Origin of the sequence: Bacillus sp. TL12 (genome assembly GCF_022625245.1) — a bacterium.
Lineage (GTDB): Bacteria > Bacillota > Bacilli > Bacillales > Bacillaceae_G > Bacillus_A.
The window spans coordinates 87,610-105,695 of record NZ_JAJJBY010000015.1 but is presented as its reverse complement, the minus strand read 5'-3'; the positions used below and the strand labels follow the sequence as shown (position 1 = coordinate 105,695).

General features: G+C 35.3%; 15 protein-coding genes. 2 read left to right on the top strand and 13 right to left on the bottom strand.

Annotated features, from left to right (window positions below; all coding sequences use genetic code 11):
• Nucleotides 1-69: 69 nt before the first annotated feature.
• From LOK41_RS15850 to LOK41_RS15810, 9 genes are all read right to left on the bottom strand, one after another.
• Nucleotides 70-504 (bottom strand): HIT family protein, encoded by a 435-nt coding sequence (locus tag LOK41_RS15850; RefSeq protein WP_241817370.1) that lies wholly within the window; start codon nucleotides 502-504, stop codon nucleotides 70-72.
• 62 nt (nucleotides 505-566) lie between these two features.
• Nucleotides 567-944 (bottom strand): OsmC family protein, encoded by a 378-nt coding sequence (locus tag LOK41_RS15845; protein ID WP_241817369.1) that lies wholly within the window; start codon nucleotides 942-944, stop codon nucleotides 567-569.
• Entirely contained in the window at nucleotides 922-2,346 is a 1,425-nt protein-coding gene (locus LOK41_RS15840; RefSeq protein ID WP_241817368.1) for an amino acid permease, read from the bottom strand. The genes LOK41_RS15845 and LOK41_RS15840 overlap by 23 nt, the downstream gene beginning before the upstream one ends.
• 229 nt (nucleotides 2,347-2,575) lie before the next feature.
• On the bottom strand, nucleotides 2,576-3,220 hold the full coding sequence (locus LOK41_RS15835) for an amino acid ABC transporter permease (protein WP_174100293.1): 645 nt from the start codon (nucleotides 3,218-3,220) through the stop codon (nucleotides 2,576-2,578).
• Nucleotides 3,221-3,877, bottom strand: coding sequence for an amino acid ABC transporter permease (locus tag LOK41_RS15830; protein WP_174100294.1), 657 nt, complete (start codon nucleotides 3,875-3,877; stop codon nucleotides 3,221-3,223). It lies immediately after the preceding gene.
• Nucleotides 3,878-3,943: 66 nt separating this feature from the next.
• Entirely contained in the window at nucleotides 3,944-4,780 is an 837-nt protein-coding gene (locus tag LOK41_RS15825) for a glutamate ABC transporter substrate-binding protein (RefSeq protein WP_174100295.1), read from the bottom strand.
• Nucleotides 4,781-4,792: 12 nt separating this feature from the next.
• Complete coding sequence (locus tag LOK41_RS15820) at nucleotides 4,793-5,521, bottom strand: amino acid ABC transporter ATP-binding protein (protein ID WP_241817367.1); 729 nt, start codon at nucleotides 5,519-5,521, stop codon at nucleotides 4,793-4,795.
• A 169-nt stretch (nucleotides 5,522-5,690) separates the two neighbouring features.
• Nucleotides 5,691-7,151 (bottom strand): alanine/glycine:cation symporter family protein, encoded by a 1,461-nt coding sequence (locus LOK41_RS15815; RefSeq protein ID WP_241817366.1) that lies wholly within the window; start codon nucleotides 7,149-7,151, stop codon nucleotides 5,691-5,693.
• A gap of 162 nt (nucleotides 7,152-7,313) precedes the next feature.
• On the bottom strand, nucleotides 7,314-8,288 hold the full coding sequence (locus LOK41_RS15810; RefSeq protein WP_241817365.1) for a phosphotransferase enzyme family protein: 975 nt from the start codon (nucleotides 8,286-8,288) through the stop codon (nucleotides 7,314-7,316).
• 357 nt (nucleotides 8,289-8,645) lie between these two features.
• Here LOK41_RS15810 and LOK41_RS15805 point away from each other — a divergent pair, with 357 nt between their 5' ends.
• Together LOK41_RS15805 and LOK41_RS15800 are read left to right on the top strand one after the other, a co-directional pair.
• Nucleotides 8,646-8,960, top strand: a complete 315-nt coding sequence (locus LOK41_RS15805) for a PadR family transcriptional regulator (protein ID WP_241817364.1) — start codon at nucleotides 8,646-8,648, stop codon at nucleotides 8,958-8,960.
• 1 nt (nucleotide 8,961) lies between these two features.
• The gene (locus tag LOK41_RS15800) at nucleotides 8,962-9,486 is read left to right on the top strand and encodes a DUF2812 domain-containing protein (protein WP_241817363.1); all 525 of its coding nucleotides are present in this window, start codon (nucleotides 8,962-8,964) and stop codon (nucleotides 9,484-9,486) included.
• Between the two features lie 159 nt (nucleotides 9,487-9,645).
• Here LOK41_RS15800 and LOK41_RS15795 read toward each other — a convergent pair whose 3' ends face one another.
• The 4 genes from LOK41_RS15795 to LOK41_RS15780 form a co-directional block, all read right to left on the bottom strand.
• The gene (locus LOK41_RS15795; protein WP_241817362.1) at nucleotides 9,646-10,245 is read right to left on the bottom strand and encodes a TasA family protein; all 600 of its coding nucleotides are present in this window, start codon (nucleotides 10,243-10,245) and stop codon (nucleotides 9,646-9,648) included.
• A gap of 275 nt (nucleotides 10,246-10,520) precedes the next feature.
• Complete coding sequence (locus LOK41_RS15790; RefSeq protein ID WP_241817361.1) at nucleotides 10,521-14,762, bottom strand: S8 family serine peptidase; 4,242 nt, start codon at nucleotides 14,760-14,762, stop codon at nucleotides 10,521-10,523.
• Between the two features lie 412 nt (nucleotides 14,763-15,174).
• Nucleotides 15,175-15,816: a response regulator gene (locus tag LOK41_RS15785; RefSeq protein WP_241817360.1), complete on the bottom strand. Its 642-nt coding sequence runs from the start codon at nucleotides 15,814-15,816 to the stop codon at nucleotides 15,175-15,177.
• Nucleotide 15,817: 1 nt separating this feature from the next.
• Nucleotides 15,818-17,650 (bottom strand): GAF domain-containing sensor histidine kinase, encoded by a 1,833-nt coding sequence (locus tag LOK41_RS15780; protein WP_241817359.1) that lies wholly within the window; start codon nucleotides 17,648-17,650, stop codon nucleotides 15,818-15,820.
• Nucleotides 17,651-18,086: the final 436 nt, after the last annotated feature.

Below are 18,086 nucleotides of genomic sequence, written 5' to 3'. Positions count from 1 at the left end.
ATTTGGTCATAAAAAAACACCTCCAATTGTTAGTTAGTGTCCAACAATTGGGGTGCAGTTCAAATCCTCTTACGCCTTTTCAATGTGCAGTATTTGCTCTATTACTTCTATTAACAATTTCTTTGTTTCTTCAAAATTATGATTCTGCTTTTCTCCAGGTTGTACCGTATAAAACTCAGCAAACGAGCGCTCTTTATATCTTGGTACAACATGCATATGATAGTGTGTTAATTCGTTGAAGATTCCACCATTTTGACAAATTGTAATTCCGTCAGGTTTATATAATGACTTAATCGCTTTTGTAATAACCTTAGACGCATCCATAATTGATTTGGCTACAACATCATCTAATTCATCCACTTCTAAAACGTGCTGCTTTGGCACAATTAAAGTGTGCCCTGGATAAAAAGGTGCATGGTCTAAAAAACACATTACATAATCATCTTCATATACTTTATATATTTTTTCTTCTTCGTTTGCTAATTTACAACCTAAGCAGTCCATTACACTTTCCCCTCTTTCTAAAACATAAAAACGTGAGTGCCCTATTCTCACGTCTTTATGTTTCACTTTATTAATTCAATTGTTTCTGTAACCTTTATACTATCTTTTACAGATTGAACAATCGTACAATTCTTCACTGCAAGTTGCAGTGCCTTATCTAATTGCTCTTCTGTAATATTCTGCGCTTTAATTTTGTAATGTAAATGAACACTTTCAACCGGTCTTGATAAAGCTTCACTTCTTCCAATTTCAGTTTCAATTGTAAACGCCTCATATGTAATACGTTTCTTTTCTAAAATTGTTCGGAAGACAATTGCACTACATCCCGCGATAGAAGAAACGAGTAATTGTAACGGTGAATACCCGTTTTCTTTGCCAATCGCTAATTGACCATACGATAAATCTGCTTCAATATCATCATGCTTGATTGTTAGTTTCATACGTTGTTTCCATCTCCACTTTCGTAATTTGCTGCCGTTTCTTATTTATATAATAATACACATAGCAGAAAATGATAAATGGAATGCCGCAATATAGTGCCATACGCTGTTCTGGAATGAACGCTAAACTAATTACAACAATACTATTTGTAATTAACGCTGAAATTGGAACAATTGGATATAGTGGTGTTTTATATTTTAAATCTTCTAATTTCCCGCCACCCTTTATATACTGGCTTCTAAAGCGAAGTTGTGACAAGGCAATAATAATCCAACTTGAGACAGCTGATAAGCCCGCGATAGATAATAAGTACATATATACTGTATCTTCCGCTAAAAAGCTTGTTAGTAAAGATAATGCTGCTACTGCAATTGTAACTACTAATGCTGTAATCGGAATCCCACGCTTATTTACCTTTTTGAAAGAAGCCGGTGCCATTCCTTCATTTGCAAGTGACCATAGTATACGTGTCGCTGCATATAATCCTGAGTTCGCTACAGATAATAACGCAGTGATAATAACGAAATTCATAATATCTGCTGCATATGGAATACCGATTTTATCAAATACAACAACGAATGGACTTTCAATAACTCCTGCGTCTTTCCAAGAAATTAAACCTACTAAAATCGTCATTGTTAAAATAAAGAACAACATAATGCGCCATACTGTATTACGAATTGCACGTGGAATTGTTTTTTCCGGCTCTTGGCTCTCCCCCGCTGCAATCCCAATTAACTCTGTACCTTGGAACGAAAAGTTAACTGTAATCATTGTGAGAAGTACCGCAGCAAGTCCATTCGGGAACAAACCTCCATCGCTTACAAAATTAGAAAAAAGAGGTGCTGCTTCTTTTCCGTCATATGGTAAAAATCCTAATAACGCACTACCACCAAGAACAACAAATGCGATAATCGTAATAACTTTAATACTTGAGAACCAAAATTCTAATTCCGCATAACTCTTTGCTGAAATAGCATTTGACATATATAAAATAACTCCAAATACAAGACACCATACCCAAACATCGACATGTGGAAACCATCTTTTCATCATTAAACCGATAGATGTTAACTCTAAACCAACTGTAACTGCCCAGCCAAGCCAATACAGCCAGCCGATCATAAACCCTGTTCCAGGACCTATAAACTTCGTCGCATATTTTTGGAAAGAACCAGAAACTGGCATCGCTACTGTTAGTTCACCAAGGCAAAGCATTGTTAAATACATAATAAATCCGCCCACTAAATAAGAAAGAATCGCTCCCCCTGGTCCCGCTTGGTTAATGGTATATCCTGATCCTAGAAAAAATCCTGTTCCGATTACACCTCCAAGTGCAATCATAAATAAATGTCTACTCTTCATCGTACGATGTAATTTCTCGTTCGTTGTTTGCTGCATCGTAATCCTCCCCTATAAAAACCCTCTATCTCTTTTTAAAATTTTCTGATAATAAAAATATACACGAAAGCGGTTACAATTTCTATATAAAATTAAAACTTTTCTGATAAAATATCATATTCTTTTATCCATCTTACAATTACACTACTAAAAAACAAATATCTACCAAACTAAATTTTCCATACTATGTAAACATAAAAAAACTCTTACATCTTATTCTATGTAAGAGTTAACGGCTCTCCAATTTTCTAGACACAAGCGATAAACTGTAGTTAACAACAAAATACATACAAGCAACAAGTAATAACGTAGGGATCATATAGTTTACGTTTTGTCCATTAATAATTTGGGCGTTATGCATGAGTTCTGGCAAAGAGATAACAACCGCTAGTGACGTATCTTTTAATAAAGAGATAAATTGACTAACAAGTGGTGGTACCATGCGTCTCAATGCTTGTGGCAAAATAATATGCCACAGTGTTTGTACATATGATAGTCCAGAGGCACGTGCTGCTTCAATTTGTCCTTTTTCAATCGATAATAAGCCACTTCGCACAATTTCTGATATCATCGCTGCTTCAAATATCGTTAAAGCAACAATAGCTGCTGTTGTAATCTCTAATTTCAGTCCAGCTTCTGGAAGTGCAAAATACGTAAAGAAAATAATTAAAAGCAGCGGTAAATTTCGAATGATTTCAACGATAAAACCTAGTAACTGTGATACGACTGGTATCTTTGTATATCGCAACGTCCCAACCACACTACCAATAATAAAACTAAGCAAAATTGCTATAACAGCTATTTCTAACGTAACAAGTAGCCCTTTTAATAAAAATAAAATATGATCGCCTGTATAAGCACCTCGAAAGTCCATTTACACCGCTCCTTTCGCTAAGCGTTTCTCAAAGTAACGCACAAGCATACTAAGCGGTACAGTTAAAAGTAAATAAAACATTCCAACAAATATATATACATCAAATGTAACAAATGTTCTTGTTGAGATTAAATCCCCTTGATACATCAAATCTGCCCCAGCAATAATACCAAGAATAGATGAGTTCTTTACTAAATTGAGAAACTGATTTCCTAATGGTGGAATTACTATTTTAATAGCTTGTGGTAAAACGACATAATACATAGCTTGCACGTATGTTAAGCCTGAAGAACGTGCCGCTTCCATCTGCCCTTTCGGAACTGACAAGATTCCAGCTCGAATCGCTTCTGCAATAAATGCTGCTGTATAAACTGTAAGTGCTGCCGTCCCAGCAACAAAGCCATTTAATGTGACACCCATTACTGGAAAAGCAAAGTAAAACACAAATGCAATTAAAACGAGTGGAATATTCCGAATGAATTCTACATAAGTCGCGCCAAACCAATTCAAAACTCGAATGGGTGCAATTCGCATCACTGCCATAATAATGCCAAGAATAAAACTCCCAATGAGTGCAACAACACTAGACATCACTGTATATTTAAACCCTTCTAGATACAAATCAAGATTGTTTGTAAGAATAGAAAAATCAGGCAAATGCTCCCCCCTCTTTCTTTACAAGAAGAGGATGAGTATCTCTCATCCTCTTACTCTTTCTATACTTTACTTCTCTGGCTTTTCACCAATCCATTTTTCATATAATTTATCGTATTCTCCATTTGCTTTCATTTCTTTTAACAAATCATTAATTGCCTTTGTTAAATCTGTTGCTCCTTTTTTCACAGCGATTCCATACGGCTCATCTGTAAAGATTTTTCCAACAACTTGATAATTTGCATCTTGTTTTGCCATACCATATAAAATGGCATTATCTGTTGTAAGTACATCACCTTTTCCTGCTTTTAACGCTGTAAATGCTTCACTATAATTTTCAAATTCTAGCACCGTTGCTTCTGGTGATTTTTTACGAACATTTTGTGTAGAGGTTGACCCTTTTACCGCCAATACCTTCACGCCACTTTTCACATCATCGATACTCTTAATCTTGCTTCCTTTTTTCACAAGTAACGACTGTCCCGCTTTAAAATATACATCTGAAAAATCAACTTCTTTTTTACGCTCTTCTGTAATTGTCATCGTTGCGATAATCGCATCAATATCACCGTTTTTTAACATTGGAATACGCGTTTTGGAAGTTACCTCTTTTAATTCTAATTTACTTTCATCTCCTAGAATTTTTTTCGCAAGCGCTTTTGCTACATCTACATCAAACCCTTCTACCTTCCCTGTTGCAGGATCTTTCAATCCAAATAAGTTTGTATCATTTTTAACTCCAACCACTAGTTTTCCGCGTTTTTTAATTTGGTCTACTATATTCCCGCCAGAAGATTCTTTAGACACTTCTTTAGACGTCTCTTTCTTACCTCCGCAACCCGCTATGATAAGAGTAAATAAACATGAAAATACAATTAAAACAAACAGTTTTTTCGCTTTTAACATGAAATCCCTCCTCTAATGATTTAACACCCTGCTTAAAAACAATCGTGCTCTTTCTTGCTTTGGATTTGCAAAGAAGTCTACTGGCTTTGTATCTTCAATGATTTGTCCTTCATCCATGAATATGATGCGGTCTGCTACTTCACGCGCAAATCCCATCTCATGAGTCACGACAACCATCGTCATCCCTTCTTTTGCTAAAGTTTTCATTACATCAAGCACTTCTCCGATCATCTCTGGATCAAGTGCTGAAGTTGGCTCATCAAATAGCATAATTTCTGGCTTCATTGCTAATCCCCTTGCAATCGCTACCCGTTGTTGTTGCCCCCCAGATAATTGCTGCGGATACACATTCGCTTTCTCTGGAATTCCTACTTTCTCTAAATAGTACTTTGCTGTTTCTTCCGCTTCTTCTTTTGTTACATTATTTACTTTTATTGGTGCAAGTGTAATATTTTGAAGTACTGTTTTATGTGGATATAAATAAAAATGTTGAAATACCATTCCAATATTCCGGCGTAACTCATTCAGATCTGTTTTCGGATTATGTACTTCAACATCTTGTACTACTAATTCTCCTTCTGTAATAGTTTCCAATTGGTTAATGCAGCGAAGTAATGTACTTTTTCCAGATCCAGATGGTCCGACGATTACAACTACTTCTCCTTTTTGAACTTGTAAATTAATATTTTTCAAAACTTGAAAGTTACCATAAAATTTATTTACATCACGAAAAGCAATCAATCTTTTTCCCCCTTTCCACCCTAATTTCATCGTATTTTAACTTGGCCCAATTATTAATAAAGTCAAGCTTACCTGATTCAAATTTTATTCGGCCACGCAAATAGAAATACCCATTATTTGAACAATAACGGACAGAGATACTGTCCGTTATTATTTTACAAATACTCTATTATGAAACTTCTTCTTTCTTATCTTTTCCGTATTCATGCTCCCAGAAATCAGCGTTTTTAATTCCTAGTTCGCGAGGATCGAATACAGGATCTTTTCCTTCTTTCTTCTGTTTTTCATAGTCTTTCAATGCCAGGAGTGCTGGTTTTTGTAGGAATAAAATTGCAATGATATTCACCCATGCCATAATTCCTACGCCGATATCACCAAGAGCCCAAGCGGTTGCTGCTGTTTTTACACAGCCGTAGAATACAACACCTAAGAAAACAATTTTTAAAACAAGTGACATCCATGGACGATCTTTATCACGATTTAAATAGGCAATATTCGTTTCTGCAATGTAGTAATACGCCATAATTGTTGTAAAAGCGAAGAATAATAGAGAAATGGCAACGAAGCCGTTTCCAAATCCAGGGAATACAGATTCTACTGCAGCTTGTGTATATCCAGGACCCGGTTCTGCACCATTTAATTTGTTTACAATGAAGTTTTTTCCGCTTGCATCAAATACGTTATACATGCCTGTAATAATCATCATAAACGCTGTTGCTGAACAAACGAATAATGTATCAATGTAAACGGAAAATGCTTGCACAAGTCCTTGCTTTGCTGGATGTGATACTTCCGCTGCTGCCGCAGCATGTGGCCCTGTTCCTTGACCTGCTTCATTTGAATAAATACCACGTTTTACTCCCCAAGAAATTGCTAAACCGATAATCCCTCCAAAAGCGGCTTCTAATGCAAATGCACTTTTTATAATTAACATAAATGCTTCAGGCAACTTTTCAATATTCATAAAAACAATTACACAAGCAACAAGTATATACCCAACCGCCATAAATGGCACAACAACTTGTGCTACGTTAACAATACGCTTAACCCCACCAAAAATAATAAGTGCTAATACAACGACTAATACTGCACCTGAGACAGATGTATTAATACCAAAAGCTGTTTCCAAACTTAAGGCAATACTATTTGCTTGAACACCTGGAAGCAACATGCCTGTTGCAAGGATTGTAGCAGCGACAAACACAAGTGCATACCACTTAATCCCTAATCCTTTTTCAATGTAATACGCTGGGCCACCACGAAATTGTCCTTGATGCTTCGTTTTATATATTTGAGCAAGTGTTGATTCTACATAAGCAGATCCCGCTCCTAAAAATGCCACAGCCCACATCCAAAAGACTGCTCCCGGTCCACCAAAAGCAACTGCTGTTGCTACACCAGCGATATTCCCTGTTCCAACGCGCCCTGATAAAGAAAGTGCTAACGCTTGGAAAGAAGAAACACCCGCTTCTGACTTTTCTCCTTGAAATGTAAGCCTCACCATTTCCCCTACATGCCTAACTTGTAAAAATCTCGTTCGTATTGAGAAATATAGACCTACTCCTAAGCATAAATAAACAAGTGCGGGACTCCATACAATATTATTTAGCCAAGTAACGAAAGCTTCCAATCCATTTCCCCTCCTTTTATTTATAAAGAATATTCAGAATATATAAAAATTATAAATGTATCTATAGTCTATGACAATATTATTTTGATAAAACAAACATATTTTTGTATAAAAAAACAAAGTATATATTCGATATACATACTTTGTTACATTACATCTGTATTATATATTCACAATGGCTTCCTGTTTTATAATCCTTACATACAGTTCATCTGCTAGTTTTTGAAAATATACTGGCATTTCTTTACCCTTGAACTTCTTCTGAATCGTACCATATAAACCAATATCACGAAGACGTAAAAATAATGGTAGGGATTCATACCAACTTTCATCTAATTGATGTTCTAACTCATAACCTTTTCGTAACACTTGCAGTTGTTTACGTGCAAACAATGTTTTTTCTTGTTCAGTCTTCCATACATTCGAAAGAACGGAATAATAAATAACCATTGCTAAATCATGAATAAAATAATTATAAGTTGCATCATCAAAATCAAAAATCGTCAATTCTTTCCCATCATAATGGAAATTCCCTTGATGAATATCACCATGCATAAGGCCAAAAGTTCTCTTTTCTATTGGAAGCATCTTTATTTTATCAATTAATACATATGCAATCTTTTTTACTTGTTTATCCTCTAACTGATCAATAATCGCTTTCTCTTCTATCTCCCATGTATCACGATATCCTGTATTAGGATAACTTATTGTAAGACGATGAAGTTGACCAATCGCTTTTCCCCATGCTTCAAAAAGATCATCTCCCCAATAAATAGATGTTGAATCTTTTACTCTCTCTCCTTTGGCATACGCAAATAAAGAAGCGTAAAAGAAAGTTCCATCTACTGCTTGTATCCTTTCTACAAGTTTTCTAGATTTTGAATAATATGGTCTAGCAATCTTAGCTCCATGCTCCCCTAGATACTGTAAAAAATCTAATTCTGCTTCTACTTGTTTTTCAAATCGATGAGAAGAGTGCGTTAATCTTAATACGTAAGATGCGCCTTTTTCATCCTTTGCATGAAAAATATAGTTTTCAAAATCTCCAAGCGGATTTTTCTCCACTATAACGTTAAATAAGTTTGCAGCTTCTTCCAAAATTTCATTGGTGAAAACTCTCTCTACGGCTATTTCCATATTTAATCCCCCTTTATGTATCCCTTATTTAATTCGCCATGAACGTGAAAAATACTGCTATGAATAGAATGATCAAGCTAATTTTTATAAATAGAAGGGATCTAAAAGCAAAAAGATTGATTATCACATCAACCTTTTTTGTTCAGGCGGGTGGGAAATCATTTAGAACCTCCCGGCATTCTGTAAAATAAGAAACCTATGCCTAAATGTGAATTTAAACTAAAATTTTACAATAATCTCCTTTAAAGATGGAATAAAATTTAATATTCACTCCGTCTTCTTATTGCCCTTTATATCACTTTATGATATATCATCTTCAGATATATCGTAAAGTGATATAAAGAAGGTAGGGAGAAAATGAAATCATTAGAGCAGTTAACTGATTCTGTATTTTATATTATGGCAGGATTCACAACACCAAGGCATGGCTATGCAGTGATGAGTTTGATTGAAGAATTAACAGAAGGTCAAGTAGTAATTGGACCTGCATCACTGTACACAATTATTAAAAAGTTAATAACCGAATCTTACATTGAGTTATTTGATGATTCAAATTCACGTAGAAAAGTATATGTTTTAACAGATAAAGGTAGGGAAGTGTTGAAACAAGATATTTTGAGACGTAAAACGATGGTTGATTTCGCTGAAAATGGATTAAAAGGGGAGAACTAAAATGGAGAAAACAAAATACATACTGTCAAATGGAATTGCTTTTTCAGAAAGAAAAGACTTACAAAAGCTAAGAAAGTATGCCACAAAAGGCTGGATTGTGAAACGCTTCAAAAAAATGGGATATGAATTGGAAAAAGGTGTTGCTGAAGATGTTATTTTTAATCTTGATATAAGAGAATTAGCAGAAAACGAATTAGAAGAATATATTGAAATGTTTGAACTGGCAGGTTGGGAATATATTTGCTCGAGTTATACTATGCACCTATTTAAAGCAAAACCTGGTACGAAACCAATTTATACAGATAAAGAAACAAAGCAGGAAAAAATAAAAAACCTTAGAAAACCAGTTCTATTAACAGTCACAATTAGTATGGCTCTGCTTATTGTAAGTTATATAGTTCATTCAGTAAGTTCAGGATTATTAAGTACAATATTTTCAACAATCTTTTTATTTTCACTTGTCATTACCATTCCAATGTTAATGACATTAATGGCGACCTACTACCATTCGTTTCGAACAAAATAGTATAGAAACCGAATTTCTAAGTTTATAAAGAAGCGGTAAGTTATAAATCCCTTATATTTCGATCAATCTTTGTTCAAAATATAAGGGATTCTTTTCATGATAAAATGAATGTTCTCAGCAACCTTTTAATCAAATTTTATTTTGAGCCCACACATTCATTTACTTCTCTTCACCTTCTGTTTGCATCGAATTAAATGTCCAATTTAAATTCAATGCATCTCCTTGGAACACATTTTGATCTTCGCCGTTATCTACAAATGTAAACATTACATAGAAAGTATCATCATCACCTGGAGCAAGTCCATTTTCTTCTCGATCTACAATACCTTTTTGCACAAGATCAGGAATATTTCCATTTTGTGTAGCTTCCTTCAATTCAGATAATGTAGTAGACCATATAGGTACTGTATTTTTATCTAAGTTCCATAAGAAATCAACGCGGATGTGATCCCCAAAATCAGTATTTCCATTATCTCCTTTAGCATCGATTACAGTGTAATCAGTAAGAAGCTTCACATCTCCTATCGCTAATGTACCTTTATTAACTAGTTGAAACCCACGCTCCATTTCGTCACCTGGTTTAAGATTATCTACATCAATAACAACTTTAGGATCAACACTCAAGTCTAAAGTACCAGCTGCAAACGTGTTATTTGACACTTCTTTATCACTGAAATACGCATACGTTCCTCCCCCAATTAAAGATAAACCAAGAACCGCAGTCATAGCACTTATACCAAGCTTTTTCTTAAGACCCATTTCAATAATCCCCCTATTTTAAAAGTTCAAGTTATAGATCACGTATCAATTGCACGAAAAATAATAAACAAGCTAGTAAACTATTCCACGTTAAAAACTAACCAATTTTAATTACTTAATGTTAAAATTCAAGTACCAAAACACATTTCACTATAGAACTATTTGAAGAAAAACCGGTAACGTTACCGTGAAGCATTACCGGTCCTCATTAATGATGGAAGCACATTCCTAATTGGTTTTATAGTAGCTGTTTAATAGCATAAAATTGTGCCTACTTATTTTTTCGGTTCTAATCCAATCGAGCGCAAGATTTTCTCTAACGTTACTGGTCCAACATTTTCTTTTGGTTTCTGATTTTCTTTAGCATCTGGACCCTTTTTCAAGAAGTTCTTCTCGATAAAACGTATATCTGTTTCGTTTACAACACCGTCTTGATTCACATCGCCATCTTTGACAGTTACTTTTCCTTTTTCATATGATAGAGCTGCTATTCTAGCATCTTGAATATCCACCATTTTATCGCCGTTCACATCACCTGCAAGGTTATCATCCATATAAGCTCTAAAATATTGACCTACTAATTCCCCGTCCTGCATTTTACCTATTTTTGTTGTTAATTTGCTATTTAAATGACCCGGCATTTCTACAAAAATATCGTATTCTTTATCGCTTACAGGAACATTGTGAATTTCAAATTGACCGTTATCATCAACCGTTCCTGTGTATTTCTTTCCATCCTTGCCAACCGCGTACACTTTTGCTCCTAGTTTTGTGTAGTCGTTCTTATTTAGATATCCCCCTTCATTCAAGAACGCTTCCGGACCAATATATCCTGTAACCGTTGAATGCTTCGAAACAACAGAAAAGGCTTTCTCTTTAAAAATAGGAATCTCAACAGACTCTGACGCACCAGCTTTTGTATAAGAGAATTTATCTGCTCCAAATACAGTTAAATCATTAAAATATTCATCACTCGTCATTTCGAATGTAACATCTAAAAATGGTGTGTCTCCATCTAATCCCTTAAATTCTGCTCCTTCTACAGATGCGCCAACTTTTACTTTATTTTCCCAAGCTCCTTCTTCATTTATCACCGGATCTTCTAACTTGATATTTAATCCATGTTGTTTTGCATATTCCGTAAGAGCTGGATTTGGTTTCACATCTGTAAATTTAAACAACTGTTTACTATAAGGAACCTCAAATGTACCTGTCATAAGTTGTTTCACATTGTTTAGATTTAAAGTTAACGTAATTTTGTCTCCTAATTTTATTTTGTTTTTGTCATAGCTTGGCACAGCGTATTCTGTTCCTTCTTTAACAAAGACGTAATCTTTAAATCCATTCGCCATATTCGCTGCAGTTGCGAGGTCATATCCAAATAGCCTTAAATCTAGCGGTTCCTTAATTTCCTCTGGAAGTACACCAAATTTAAAATCACCGTTGGCTTGAATTGTATTCAACCAACCTGACGGGAAGGCGGAGTTTTGATAATATACAATTTCATTAGCCTTTTGGTCATACTGGAGGCCTTTTGCCTTTAATGCATCCACCGTAGAATCATAAATATTACCGTGGACCCATAATGCCCTTTGACCATCTTCTTCTGTGAACATAGATTCATTTACCTCATGAACACCAGGTTGTACATCAGCAAATTTCACTTCAGGTTTGACATTATCAATAATTACGCTATCACCTTTTGTATAAGATTTCCCTTCTTTGTCGTATCCAACGAAATCCAGTTGGTAATCTCCATCAGGCAGCGTAACTCGTTTATCTCCAATTGGATGATTCGGATCTCCTGTAAATGGGAACACATATCCTCCCATACCATCGAACATCATATATTCAACATTCGGTGTTAGACTGCTTGCATTAAGTGTACCGACAATTCCTAACGCCTTTCCTGTTTTTCGATCCTTCACCACTGCATCAATGGTTTCAATTGGACTATTTAATTTAAATGTCAACGGTGAGCTCGGTCTTCCCATAAATGGATGGAAGTTAGATGCATCTGTCGCCATTGCATCTCTAAGCAAATCTACAGTTGCAATTCCTTTTTCTGTGAATTTCACTGCAAATGGCACTTGATACGTTTCTTTTTCATTGTTTTTATTTGAAATATGAATGTACCCTTCATATCTACCAAACTCTGCGTTTTCCGGAATAAGAATTTCCGGTTGAATTTCTCCGGATGCCCCCGGTGCTACCTTAATAGAATCTTGTACATTCAACTTCACACCATTCTTCGCTGCATCTTGCACTCCTACACTTGTTGGTGAAAACTCTACTTCTAGTTTGAACTCTTTTGCTTCTGTTTTATTGTTGTTTTTAATCAGAACTTTTCGCTTATCTTTAATTGGTCCATTTGCTAATTGCGTTTTATAACCAAATGCAATAGAACCAGTTTTTTCTTCAATTTCTACTTCTTCATCGTTTACCACATTTGTTGTTTTATCGATAACCTCAATAAATGTATCCGTATGAACTGCACGATACGCATCAATTCGTCCTGATCCCACCTCAAATACGGAGCGCTCTTCTTTTAAATCTACCGCTGTATTCATAAGCGCCTCTTTTACTTCAAATGGACTATAGTTTGGATTTTCTTGTAAAATTAATGCTGCTACCCCCGCAGTATGAGGAGTTGCCATAGATGTACCCGACATACGTCCATATGCTACTGGATAATTTTCGCCATCCTTTGGATCATTAATATATTCAGGAACAGTAGAGAAAATAGACACACCTGGCGCTACTATATCTGGTTTAATATCATCTGTTTTACTTGCAGGACCTCGTGAACTGAAATCAGCTAGGTGATCTCCCTCTGTTTTTGTATTACTCAGTTCTCCAAATGCTAAGGACACATCCCCTTGGGCAGCTTTTGCTTGTAATTTCTCACCATCTTCTTTTGTTAAGCGGAAAGATGGAATAGATGAAGTACTTTCTCCAAGATAACTTGTAATTTCACCATCCACATTGTTGTACACAATGACAGCTTTCGCGCCTGCTTCCCTCGCATTTTTAATTTTTTCATCAAATGTAATCTCACCACGCTGGATGAGCGCTAGCTTTCCTTTTACATCTTTCCCTGAAAAATCATCTGATTTTCCAAGGCCTGTATATACAACAGATAAGGATTGTCCTTTTAAGTCCTCAAGCTTATCAGCAAAGCTTTTTCCAAGTAGCATCATCTTATCTACATGTAAATCACCCGTATCAGCAGAAAACGTTGGAATAGTCATCGCAGCGTCGCTTGCTCCAACTGTAATCGGAAGTGCTGCCGCACTAGGTGACCCAAGAGTCCCTTCTTCTGGTCCACTATTTCCTGCCGCTACAACTGCGACAACACCAGCTAGCATAGCATTATTCACTGCCACAGAAGTAGGGTATAAAGGATCATTAATAGAAGCACCCAGTGATAGATTAATAACATCCATATCATCTTTCACTGCTTTATCAATCGCAGCAAGAATACCATTTATTTGTCCGCTTCCATACGGTCCTAATACACGATATGAATATAAATCTACATCAGGAGCAACTCCCTTAACCGCATGATCTACGTTATTCTTTTTATCCGCAGCAATGGTTCCAGCTACATGTGTACCGTGAGATGTATAATATGCATTTCCATTATAAATCTCAGGATAACCTCCAGAATTTTGCCAGTCTTTATATGTTGTTTCCATTGGATCAGCATCGTTATTTACGAAGTCCCATCCTTTTATAGAGTTTGGATCTACTTTTGTTGGATCTTCCCCTTGTGTTGCACGATATCCTTTATATGCATCTTTTAAATCAGGGTGGTTATAATCGATACCTGTATCCAGCACCCCCACCTTAATTCCTTTACCTGTTATTTTTTCATCATGAAGCTTGTCCACACCGATTTGTGGTACACTATCTGCCATTTTTGGCTGGGCAGCAGTCTTAGCTGTTTCTTTCGGCAGAGCAATTTTGACCTCCTGATCTTCCCATACGCGCTTAACGATACCAGTGCGAACTAAGTCTTCAATCATATTCCCAGGTAACGACATTGCCACACCATTAAAAGCATTCTTATATTCTCTTGTTATTTTGGCAGATTTGAAATTTTCTCCTTTATCTTTCTTTTTCCGAAGCTGTTCGAGCTCAGATTTAAATCCTTTATGAGATGCTTCCACCTTCTGTTCTGCATTAGAAAGAGCTAATTTTTTCCCTTTAGCTGCTTGTTTTAGCACCTCAATTTTAGCAGGAGCTTGCTTGAACTCTACAATTACATTCACATTATCAGGACTTGCTGTATTGATACCTGGTGAAATAACAAAACCTGGTTTTGTATCTAATGTTTTTAAAGCATTACGTTGTTCCTTTGTAAGTCCTTTCAATACAGAATTTGCATCATCAATACCAGTTAAAGTAGATGTATTTACCTCTTCTGCCAATACGTTATATGGAATTCCTTGAGACAATAACATACCAGCAGTCAACGTTCCAATAAGAATCTTTCCAAATCTTCTTTTCTTCATATGGCATCCCCTTATAATTACAAAGTTATTTTTCGAAACGAATTGATTCTCAAAACCTTGTTCAGTATTGGTAATTCTATCAATCTTGAACCTTTATTTCGTATAATTAAGAATAACCAGCACTGCTACCATCCCCACATTTCATCTAGCTGACCGCTCATTTTAATTTTTTCTATAAAAGCCCCCCACATTTTATTTCTAATAACAAATTTTCACAAAATGAATTATTAATAGAATGAAACTTTAATTCTATTTTTATTATTCCACATTTTGATTTTTCTGAATATTGGACAAAAGGAGTAATTTTTGTTCTAATGATTCTACACCTAAATAGTACAAAAGAACTATCTTGCTCTTTATTCTTCAAAATATAGAATAAAGAAACGTGATAGTTCTTTTAGACATCTCTTATTTAGTTAAGCGGAACCAGCTGATTTCGAACAGCATAAATAACCGCTTGCGAACGACTTTTTACATTGAGTTTTTTAAAAATTTTATTGATGTGAATTTTAACTGTCTTGTCACTAATATATAGAGCTTCAGCAATTTCTTTATTACTAAGCCCCTTAACCAATTCAAAGAGAATTTCCTTTTCACGCTCTGTCAGTTCATTTTCGTTTGATTCTACTTTTATTTGTTGCTGATGATACGTAATTAATTTTTTCGTCATGCGCGGATGAATAACAGAATCGCCTTGATGTAACATTCGAATTGCTGCTACTACTTGCTCTGATGATGAATCTTTCAACAAATAGCCATCAGCACCCGCCTGAAGCGCATCCATTAAATATTCATCATGCTCATACATAGTAAAAGCAAGCACTCGGCAGGCCGGATACTGTTTTTTCACTAACGCCGTAGCTTCAATTCCATTTTTCCCAGGAAGATTAATGTCCATCAAAATACAATCTGGCTCACATTCCTCAACTTTTTCCAATACTTCATCCCCAGAGACCGCTTCTCCAACTACCCTTATATCAGATTCAACTTCTAATATGCTGCGAATTGCGTCTCGTAAAAAAGCATGATCATCCACTACTAATATTTTAATCATTTTACGCACCCCTTGTTTGTGAATCTGGAATTAACAATGTAATTTCTGTCCCTTTCCCTATAGAACTATCAATCTGTAAAGTAGCACCTAGCTGTTCAGCTTGTTCATTCATATGTAATATACCATAATGTGGCTCACACTTCGTTTTAACCATAGACTCAAATAGTGAAAAACCAACTCCATTATCCTTCACCTTTAAAAGTACGTGCTCACGCTGATAGCTTAACAGCACATCAACTTTTTCTGCTTGTGCATGTTTAACAATGTTCTGTAAACTCTCTTGAAATGTATCAAAAAGAACTCTTTCTTTAGAAAAACTGATTGTGCGAGAATGACCTCTTTCATGGTATGTAATGTCTATTTCATATTCTTGTTTTACAGATTTTATTTTACTTGCTATCGCTTGCTTAAGTCCTAACTGTTGCGTTGGATACGGCTTTAAAGCATAAATAGAATAACGAACTTCTCCTAAGCTTCCCCTTAATTTTTTTATACTTTTCTCCACTACTTGCTGCATCTCAATTGGTTTATCACGATATTTTTTCTGGGCGGATTCTAGTTGGAATATTACCCCAGCTAACGCTTGCGCGATACCATCGTGAATTTCGCGTGCAATTCTATTTCTTTCTTCTAAAATCATTCTTTTTTCTTGTTCAGAAATCAATATCCTTGTTTTAACTACATTAGCTAATTGGTTAGAAAACGTAGCTAAAGACTGTACATCCTCAGGGAAAAAACCCGCATTTCTACTTTTTCCCGCAACAAACATTCCAACTAATTCATCATTTACAATAAGAGGGAAATATACAAGCGAGCGTATGATATCATCAAATATTTCATCTCCAGGAGCCATGCCAGTTTTCCAATCATTAAAAATAAGATTTTGGGAGATTTCCTCAAACGCTCCACTTTTATCGGAATGATCAGAAATATCAGATCGAACTTCCCCATCTTTTAACAGAAGGTTCCAGCTTCCATCCTCTTTTGTCCATATTACATATGCTTGTATTCCAAAAAAACCTTTAAGTGCTTGTTTTATATGCTTCAAATTCCCTCCGGTTAGTCCACGACTTATTTCTGTTGTAATAAGAAACAGTTCGTATAATCGGTCCTTCTCCATTCTTATTCGCACAGAAAAAGAGCTGATAACTGAAATTGCTACAAGTGGAAAAAAGAAAAACAATACTGTAATCTCGTTTATCTCCACACTATATTTACTAACTAAGAAATGCATCAGAGCAGCGTAAAATAAACCAAAAGTTTCACAAAGAAATACCGTTGTGGTTTTTTTATACCATTGATGTATTGAATACGGTTGTGGAAGGAGTACCATTAACAAATCGTAAAAACGGTTGTTGAAAAAACAAAAAAACACGCAAAACAATAACAAGAATATTAATTTCTCATACAGGAATGACATATCCATTCTGCTAATCAATAAAGACAGACATTCATTGGAAAACCATTCTGCCAAGATCAAACTAAGAGCATGCTGGGTACTATTAAATAGCATTCTTTGCACTGGCGAACGACGATGCAGATGAATAATTAGCGTAACAAATACAATTGCAATAATAGTCATATGTATTCCAAACTGCCAACTCATAGCGTAAATAATCGGAAAGGTAAGCGAGCTAGTTCCTCTCCAAAATCGTACAGGAAAATACTCTGCAATCCCCATAAATATTAATAACAATATCAGTATTGTTGGATGAGAAGGGATTTTAATTTCAAGTAAAGATATAGTTATAGTAATCAAACCAAGAAAAGAAATGAAATAAAGATAATAACTAGCAACTTTTTCTCTCATAAAAATAGAATCTACATCTTTCAAAACAGCCCCTTCTTTCTTTATAAGAATACATTTTCTCTATTATCCAACAAAAAACCGGCACTGGCAAAATGGAAGAACTTCCACTAGCCAATCACCGGCTGTGTACTACACCTAAACAGGCAAGACACAATATTAGTATAAATTGATTTTCATAAATTTCCTATTCATCAAATGATGTAATTGTACATACCATTAGACGTAATCTTTATAGTACAAAAGATGTATGTGTTTGTAGTATGAATATGGTGTTTGATCAAAACTATCTTTGATCAAATAAAAAAATTTTTGATTCGATTCAAACGCCTTTTTGCTCTACTTTCTACAAATAGTTCATCACATCCGTACATTTCATCATATCTAAACCTTAGCTTCATACACAATCAAATCCCCGACGATAACTTGCCCTCACCACTCAAACATTTATCTTCTATTTAAC